Below are 6,750 nucleotides of genomic sequence, written 5' to 3' on the forward strand. Positions count from 1 at the left end.
GATCATGTTGACCAAGAAAGAGCAACGTCTCCGCCGCGCCCGCCAGACGCGTATCCGCATCGCGCAGCAAGGCGCCGTGCGCCTGAGCGTGAACCGCACCAACCTGCACATCTACGCCAGTGTCATCTCCGACGACGGCGCTCGCGTGCTGGCGACCGCATCGACGGCCGAGGCCGAGGTTCGTGCCCAGATCGGCGGTGCCGGCAAGGGCGGCAACACCGTCGCCGCAGCTCTGGTGGGCAAGCGCATCGCTGAAAAGGCGAAGGCTGCTGGCATCGAGAAAGTGGCCTTTGACCGTTCCGGTTTTGCATACCACGGCCGGGTGAAAGCTTTGGCAGATGCGGCGCGCGAAGCCGGTCTGCAGTTCTGATCACACGGAATACACAAAATGGCTAAATTTACGGCAAACATCAAGAACGAAGCGAACGAAGACGGTCTGCGCGAGAAGATGATCGCGATCAACCGTGTGACCAAGGTGGTCAAGGGCGGTCGCATCCTGGGTTTCGCTGCGTTGACCGTGGTCGGTGATGGCGATGGCCGCGTCGGTATGGGCAAGGGCAAGGCGCGCGAAGTGCCGGTGGCCGTGCAGAAGGCCATGGAACAAGCCCGCCGCAACATGATCAAGGTGTCGCTCAAGAACGGTTCTCTGCACCACAGCGTGCATGGTGAGCACGGTGCCTCCAACGTCATGATGCTGCCTGCGTCCAAAGGTACCGGCATCATTGCCGGTGGCCCGATGCGCGCGGTGTTCGAGGTGCTGGGCATCACCGACGTCGTGGCCAAGAGCCACGGCTCTAGCAATCCCTACAACCTGGTGCGTGCCACGCTGGACGCGCTGAAGAACTCGACGACCCCCGCCGACGTGGCTGCCAAGCGCGGCAAGTCCGTCGAAGAGATCCTGGGTTGATTGGAGCGATCATGACCACTCAAAACACCGTCAAGGTCCAACTGGTGCGCAGCCCCATTGGAACCAAGCAATCCCATCGCGACACCGTCCGTGGCTTGGGCCTGCGCAAGCTCAACAGTGTCAGTGAGCTGCAGGACACGCCCGCCGTGCGCGGCATGATCAACAAGATCAGCTACCTGGTCAAAATCGTCTGATCGGAGTCACTGACATGCAACTCAATTCCATCAAGCCTTCCGAAGGCGCCAAACATGCCAAGCGCCGCGTCGGCCGCGGCATCGGCTCGGGCCTGGGCAAGACCGCAGGTCGTGGCCACAAAGGACAGAAGTCCCGCTCTGGCGGTTACCACAAGGTTGGTTTCGAAGGCGGCCAGATGCCGCTGCAGCGTCGTCTGCCCAAGCGTGGCTTCAAGTCGGCACAGCTGCAGTTCAACGCCGAAGTCACGCTGAGCGCACTCAATGCACTCGACGTGGCAGAGATCGATGTGCTGGTGCTGAAGCAGGCCGGCCTCGTGCCGCACCTGGCCAAGCGCGTCAAGGTCATCAAGACCGGTGAAATCACCCGCGCCGTGACCCTCAAGGACATCGCTGCCACGGCAGGTGCCAAGCAGGCCATTGAAGCTGCTGGCGGCTCGCTGGCGGCCTGATCGAACCGGAACGGAATTTCCTGTGGCAACTGGCTCCACGTCCCTGGCCAAAACCGGAAAGTTCGGCGACCTGCGTCGCCGGCTGGTGTTCCTGTTGTTGGCGCTGGTGGTCTATCGCATCGGGGCGCACATCCCCGTGCCCGGAATCGACCCGGCGCAGCTCGAGCAGCTGTTCCAGGGCCAGCAGGGCGGCATTCTCAGCCTGTTCAACATGTTCTCGGGCGGCGCACTGTCGCGCTTCACCGTGTTCGCGCTGGGCATCATGCCGTACATCTCTGCCTCGATCATCATGCAGTTGATGACCTATGTGGTGCCCACATTCGAGCAGCTGAAAAAGGAAGGCGAAGCGGGCCGCCGCAAGATCACGCAGTACACGCGCTACGGCACGCTGGCACTCGCAATTTTTCAGTCAATGGGCATCGCCCTGGCGCTGGAGGGTTCGGCTGGCCTGGTTATCGAGCCAGGCATGGGCTTTCGCCTGACGGCTGTCGTCAGCCTGGTGGCGGGCACGATGTTCCTGATGTGGCTGGGTGAGCAGATCACCGAGCGCGGTCTGGGCAACGGCATTTCGATCCTGATCTTCGCCGGCATCGCGGCAGGGCTGCCGAGTGCGGTCGGTGGGTTGCTGGAACTGGTCCGCACCGGCGCCATGAACATCCTGGTGGCGATCTTCATCATCGCGCTGGTGGTGCTGGTGACCTACTTTGTGGTGTTCGTCGAACGCGGTCAGCGCAAGATCCTGGTGAACTACGCGCGCCGACAGGTGGGAAACAAGGTGTATGGCGGTCAATCGTCGCACCTCCCGCTCAAGCTGAACATGGCGGGTGTGATTCCGCCGATCTTTGCCTCGTCTATCATTCTGCTGCCCACCACGGTAGTGAGCTGGGTGAGCACAGGAGACTCGACCCGCTGGCTGCGTGACATCGCCTCCGCGTTGTCGCCGGGCCAGCCGATTTATGTGGCGCTGTATGCGGCTGCCATCATCTTCTTCTGTTTCTTCTACACCGCGCTGGTGTTCAACAGCCGCGAGACGGCGGACAACCTCAAGAAGAGTGGTGCGTTCATTCCTGGCATTCGTCCTGGTGACCAGACTGCCCGGTACATCGACCGCATCCTTTTGAGGCTGACGCTCGCTGGCGCGATCTATATCACCGCCGTGTGCCTGTTGCCCGAGTTCCTGATCCTTGAATACAACGTGCCGTTCTACTTTGGGGGCACCTCCCTGCTGATCATCGTGGTGGTCACCATGGATTTCATGGCGCAGGTCCAGAATTACATGATGTCGCAGCAATACGAATCGCTGCTCAAGAAGGCCAATTTCAAAACCTCCCCTTGAATTTCGCTTATGGCCAAGGACGATGTGATCGAGATGCAGGGGGAGGTGGTTGAAAACCTTCCGAATGCAACCTTCAGGGTCAAACTCGAAAACGGTCATGTGGTGCTGGGGCACATCAGCGGCAAGATGCGGATGCATTACATCCGAATCCTGCCAGGGGACAAGGTCAAGGTAGAGCTCACGCCCTACGACCTCACCCGAGCGCGAATCGTGTTCCGCTCGAAGTGAGTGGTCAGTTATTGAATGTTTCAGGAATATCTAGGAGAAGACTATGAGAGTTTCGGCTTCGGTCAAGAAAATGTGCCGCAACTGCAAGATCATCAAGCGGCATGGTGTGGTGCGTGTCATTTGCACCGACCCACGTCACAAGCAGCGTCAAGGCTGATTGGTTAGTTAAGAGGACCCAACATGGCTCGTATTGCAGGCATCAACATTCCGCCGCACAAGCACGCCGAAATCGGCTTGACGGCAATCTTCGGCATCGGCCGCACCCGCGCTCGCAAGATCTGCGAAGCCTGCGGTATCGACTACGCCAAGAAGATCAAGGATTTGAGCGACGCGGAACTCGAAAAGGTGCGCGACCAGGTGGGCGTGTACACGATCGAAGGTGATCTGCGTCGTGAAACCACGATGAACATCAAGCGGTTGATGGACATTGGTTGCTACCGTGGCTTCCGCCACCGCCGTGGTCTGCCGCTGCGTGGTCAGCGCACCAAGACCAACGCTCGCACGCGCAAAGGGCCCCGCAAGGCCGCCCAGTCGCTGAAGAAATAAACGGATAGAAGGACCCTCATGGCCAAGTCTCCCTCCAGCAGCGCATCCGCCCGCGTTCGCAAGAAAGTCCGCAAGAATGTTGCCGACGGCATCGCGCACGTGCACGCCTCGTTCAACAACACCATCATCACCATCACGGATCGCCAGGGCAATGCCTTGTCCTGGGCCTCATCGGGTGGCCAGGGCTTCAAGGGTTCGCGCAAATCCACGCCTTTCGCTGCTCAAGTGGCCTCCGAAGTGGCTGGCCGCGCTGCCATTGAGCAGGGCATCAAAAACCTGGATGTCGAGATCAAGGGCCCAGGCCCGGGTCGTGAGTCGTCGGTGCGCGCACTTGGTGCACTGGGCATCCGGATCAACTCGATCTCTGATGTGACGCCGGTGCCACACAACGGCTGCCGCCCGCAAAAGCGCCGTCGCATCTGAGATGCGACCGCTGAGGCGGTATAATTGAAGGCTTTTTCGAGCGCCACCGCAGATGCCTGCGGTGGCATTTTTGCTAAGCCCACCGCCACCCTCTCCGAAGGGCGGCTCCCGCAACAACTGGTTGTGGCAGTGAAACAAGGAAACCAACGTGGCACGTTACCTCGGCCCCAAGGCCAAACTCTCTCGCCGTGAAGGCGCTGACCTTTTGCTCAAGAGCGCCCGCCGCTCGATCAGCGACAAGGCCAAGTTCGACTCCAAACCCGGCCAGCACGGTCGTACCTCCGGCCAGCGTACTTCAGACTTCGGCGTGCAGCTGCGCGAAAAGCAGAAGGTCAAGCGCACTTATGGCGTGCTGGAACGCCAGTTCCGCCGCTACTTCGCCGAAGCCGATCGCCGCCGCGGGAACACGGGCGCCAATCTGTTGTTCCTGCTGGAAGCGCGCCTGGACAATGTGGTATTTCGCATGGGCTTCGCTTCGACCCGTGCAGAAGCCCGGCAGATCGTGTCGCACAAGGCCATCACGGTCAACGGCAAGTCCGTGAACATTCCTTCCTACTCGGTGAAGGCCGGCGACGTGATCGCCGTGCGCGAGAAGTCGAAGAAGCAGGGTCGCGTGGTCGAAGCGCTCGAGCTGGCTAAGCAGATCGGTTTTCCGGCCTGGGTCGACGTATCCGCCGACAAAGTGGAAGGCGTGTTCAAGAAGTCGCCCGACCGCGATGAGTTCGGCTCCGACATCAACGAATCGCTGATCGTCGAACTGTATTCCCGTTAATTCCGTTCCCGGCTTACACCCTCGCGGTGTGGTCGGGCCATGCTCCGTCTGCCTTATCGGTGTAACGAGCCGAGGGTCCTGAAGGAAGTTTGAATGCTGAACAATCTGCTGAAGCCCAAAACCATCAACGTCGAACAAGTGTCGACCAATCGCGCCAAGGTGACGCTCGAACCGTTCGAGCGTGGCTATGGTCACACGCTGGGCAATGCCCTGCGCCGGGTTCTGCTCTCTTCCATGACCGGCCACGCGCCGACCGAAGTCACCATCGCCGGTGTCGTGCACGAGTACTCGTCCATCGACGGTGTGCAGGAAGACGTCGTCAACATGCTCTTGAACCTCAAGGGCGTGGTGTTCAAGCTGCACAACCGCGACGAAGTGACGTTGAGCCTGCGCAAGGATGGCGAGGGTCTGGTCACTGCTGCCGACATCCAGACGCCGCATGACGTCGAGATCGTCAATCCGGGCCATGTGATCGCGACCCTCTCGCAGGGTGCCAAGCTCGACATGCAGATCAAGGTGGAAAAGGGCCGTGGTTATGTGCCTGGCAGCTTGCGCCGCAATGACGACCAGACCCGCTCCATCGGCCGCATCGTGCTCGATGCGTCGTTCTCGCCCGTCAGACGCGTGAGCTATACCGTCGAAAGCGCGCGCGTCGAACAGCGCACCGACCTGGACAAACTGGTGCTCGAAATCGAGACCAACGGCTCCATCGGTCCGGAAGAAGCGGTTCGCGCATCGGCCAAGATTCTGGTCGAGCAACTAGCGGTCTTCGCCCAACTCGAAGGCGTGGAGCTGTCCGCATTCGACCAGCCAGCCCAGCGCAGTTCGCAGCAGTTCGACCCGATCCTGCTGCGCCCGGTGGATGAACTCGAACTCACCGTGCGCTCGGCCAACTGCCTCAAGGCCGAGAACATCTATTACATCGGTGACCTGATCCAGCGCACCGAGAACGAGCTGCTCAAGACCCCCAACCTGGGTCGAAAGTCGCTCAACGAGATCAAGGAAGTGCTCGCCTCGCGCGGCCTGACCTTGGGCATGAAGCTTGAGAACTGGCCGCCCGCCGGCCTGGACAAGCACTGAAACCGCAGCGTCTGGCCACAGAGGCCAGGCCCGGACGAACCCCCAGTACCTGATACGGCTGGGGGCAAAACACTGAAAGGATGAAAAAATGCGTCACGGACACGGACTTCGCAAACTCAACCGCACCAGCGAGCACCGCCAGGCGATGCTGCGCAACATGATGAACTCGCTGCTCACGCACGAAGTCATCAAGACCACGGTACCCAAGGCCAAGGAGCTGCGCCGCGTGGTCGAACCCATGATCACCCTGGCCAAGGTGCCTACCGTCGCCAACCGCCGTCTGGCGTTCGATCGCCTGCGTGATCGCGATGTGGTCGTGAAACTGTTCAACGAACTGGGCCCCCGCTTCAAGGCGCGCCCGGGTGGCTACACCCGCATCCTGAAGATGGGCTTCCGCGTCGGCGATAACGCCCCGATGGCGCTGGTCGAGCTGGTGGATCGTGCTGAAGAAGCAGCGCCAGCCGCTGACGCAGACAAAGCGTGATAGAATAGCGGGCTTGACGCGGAGTGGAGCAGCCTGGTAGCTCGTTGGGCTCATAACCCAAAGGTCGCAAGTTCAAATCTTGCCTCCGCAACCAACAAAATCAAGCACTTGCTTGTCATCGAAGCCCTCGGAAACGAGGGCTTTTTTGTTTGTGTCGAGGTTTGTGACGAGTCCTGTGCCGTCACATATTTCGAGAAAACCCGTTGTGTTGATTTCCACCCAGAAGTGACCCAGTAAGTCAGGGGATTTCCATCCAGAACTGACCCACGTACTAACCCTAACCTGCTGCTTTTGTGTGCAGCAGGAGATGAGGAGTGATAGACGTGGCAAC

The 6,750-nt window shown here is 60.2% G+C and carries 13 protein-coding genes and 1 tRNA gene; 13 read left to right on the forward strand and 1 reads right to left on the reverse strand.

The features are described 5' to 3' along the window. The first annotated feature begins 4 nt into the window (after positions 1-4). The 13 genes from rplR to AB7P10_RS09310 all read left to right on the forward strand — a co-directional run bounded on the left by rplR (position 5) and on the right by AB7P10_RS09310 (position 6,513). Complete coding sequence (rplR, locus tag AB7P10_RS09250; protein ID WP_428293552.1) at positions 5-370, forward strand: 50S ribosomal protein L18; 366 nt, start codon at positions 5-7, stop codon at positions 368-370. Positions 371-388: 18 nt separating this feature from the next. Next, entirely contained in the window at positions 389-907 is a 519-nt protein-coding gene (rpsE, locus tag AB7P10_RS09255; RefSeq protein WP_137917290.1) for a 30S ribosomal protein S5, read from the forward strand. A gap of 11 nt (positions 908-918) precedes the next feature. Further along, a complete protein-coding gene (gene rpmD, locus AB7P10_RS09260; RefSeq protein ID WP_159589446.1) occupies positions 919-1,101 on the forward strand; it encodes a 50S ribosomal protein L30 in 183 nt (60 codons plus the stop codon). Between the two features lie 14 nt (positions 1,102-1,115). Then, entirely contained in the window at positions 1,116-1,550 is a 435-nt protein-coding gene (rplO, locus tag AB7P10_RS09265; RefSeq protein WP_428293553.1) for a 50S ribosomal protein L15, read from the forward strand. Between the two features lie 22 nt (positions 1,551-1,572). Next, positions 1,573-2,886 (forward strand): preprotein translocase subunit SecY, encoded by a 1,314-nt coding sequence (gene secY / locus AB7P10_RS09270; RefSeq protein ID WP_297651701.1) that lies wholly within the window; start codon positions 1,573-1,575, stop codon positions 2,884-2,886. 9 nt (positions 2,887-2,895) lie between these two features. Further along, positions 2,896-3,114 (forward strand): translation initiation factor IF-1, encoded by a 219-nt coding sequence (gene infA / locus AB7P10_RS09275; RefSeq protein ID WP_066267877.1) that lies wholly within the window; start codon positions 2,896-2,898, stop codon positions 3,112-3,114. Between the two features lie 43 nt (positions 3,115-3,157). Then, the gene (gene rpmJ, locus AB7P10_RS09280) at positions 3,158-3,271 is read left to right on the forward strand and encodes a 50S ribosomal protein L36 (RefSeq protein ID WP_009514917.1); all 114 of its coding nucleotides are present in this window, start codon (positions 3,158-3,160) and stop codon (positions 3,269-3,271) included. Positions 3,272-3,294: 23 nt separating this feature from the next. Further along, a complete protein-coding gene (rpsM, locus tag AB7P10_RS09285) occupies positions 3,295-3,660 on the forward strand; it encodes a 30S ribosomal protein S13 (RefSeq protein ID WP_428293554.1) in 366 nt (121 codons plus the stop codon). A gap of 18 nt (positions 3,661-3,678) precedes the next feature. Continuing rightward, entirely contained in the window at positions 3,679-4,083 is a 405-nt protein-coding gene (gene rpsK / locus AB7P10_RS09290) for a 30S ribosomal protein S11 (RefSeq protein WP_066267872.1), read from the forward strand. Between the two features lie 148 nt (positions 4,084-4,231). After that, complete coding sequence (gene rpsD, locus AB7P10_RS09295) at positions 4,232-4,855, forward strand: 30S ribosomal protein S4 (RefSeq protein WP_428293555.1); 624 nt, start codon at positions 4,232-4,234, stop codon at positions 4,853-4,855. Positions 4,856-4,948: 93 nt separating this feature from the next. Next, entirely contained in the window at positions 4,949-5,935 is a 987-nt protein-coding gene (locus AB7P10_RS09300) for a DNA-directed RNA polymerase subunit alpha (RefSeq protein ID WP_428293556.1), read from the forward strand. A gap of 88 nt (positions 5,936-6,023) precedes the next feature. Beyond that, positions 6,024-6,419: a 50S ribosomal protein L17 gene (gene rplQ / locus AB7P10_RS09305; RefSeq protein ID WP_428293557.1), complete on the forward strand. Its 396-nt coding sequence runs from the start codon at positions 6,024-6,026 to the stop codon at positions 6,417-6,419. Between the two features lie 17 nt (positions 6,420-6,436). After that, positions 6,437-6,513 (forward strand) — tRNA-Met (locus AB7P10_RS09310). On the opposite strand, the gene AB7P10_RS09315 is transcribed toward AB7P10_RS09310, so the two are convergent. Further along, positions 6,492-6,750 (reverse strand): hypothetical protein (locus AB7P10_RS09315; RefSeq protein WP_428293558.1); only part of this gene is annotated, 259 nt, incomplete at its 5' end. The genes AB7P10_RS09310 and AB7P10_RS09315 overlap by 22 nt on opposite strands.

It is taken from the genome of Hydrogenophaga sp., assembly GCF_050182545.1.
Taxonomy (GTDB): Bacteria; Pseudomonadota; Gammaproteobacteria; order Burkholderiales; family Burkholderiaceae_C; genus Hydrogenophaga.

Excerpts from the sequence above, each read along its gene's own strand:
- rpmJ (WP_009514917.1), top strand. The coding sequence starts at position 3,158 with ATGAGAGTTTCGGCTTCGGTCAAGAAAATGTGCCGCAACTGCAAGATC.
- rpsK (WP_066267872.1), top strand. The coding sequence starts at position 3,679 with ATGGCCAAGTCTCCCTCCAGCAGCGCATCCGCCCGCGTTCGCAAGAAA.
- rplR (WP_428293552.1), top strand. The coding sequence starts at position 5 with ATGTTGACCAAGAAAGAGCAACGTCTCCGCCGCGCCCGCCAGACGCGT.
- infA (WP_066267877.1), top strand. The coding sequence starts at position 2,896 with ATGGCCAAGGACGATGTGATCGAGATGCAGGGGGAGGTGGTTGAAAAC.
- rpmD (WP_159589446.1), top strand. The coding sequence starts at position 919 with ATGACCACTCAAAACACCGTCAAGGTCCAACTGGTGCGCAGCCCCATT.
- rplO (WP_428293553.1), top strand. The coding sequence starts at position 1,116 with ATGCAACTCAATTCCATCAAGCCTTCCGAAGGCGCCAAACATGCCAAG.
- AB7P10_RS09300 (WP_428293556.1), top strand. The coding sequence starts at position 4,949 with ATGCTGAACAATCTGCTGAAGCCCAAAACCATCAACGTCGAACAAGTG.
- rpsE (WP_137917290.1), top strand. The coding sequence starts at position 389 with ATGGCTAAATTTACGGCAAACATCAAGAACGAAGCGAACGAAGACGGT.
- rpsM (WP_428293554.1), top strand. The coding sequence starts at position 3,295 with ATGGCTCGTATTGCAGGCATCAACATTCCGCCGCACAAGCACGCCGAA.
- rplQ (WP_428293557.1), top strand. The coding sequence starts at position 6,024 with ATGCGTCACGGACACGGACTTCGCAAACTCAACCGCACCAGCGAGCAC.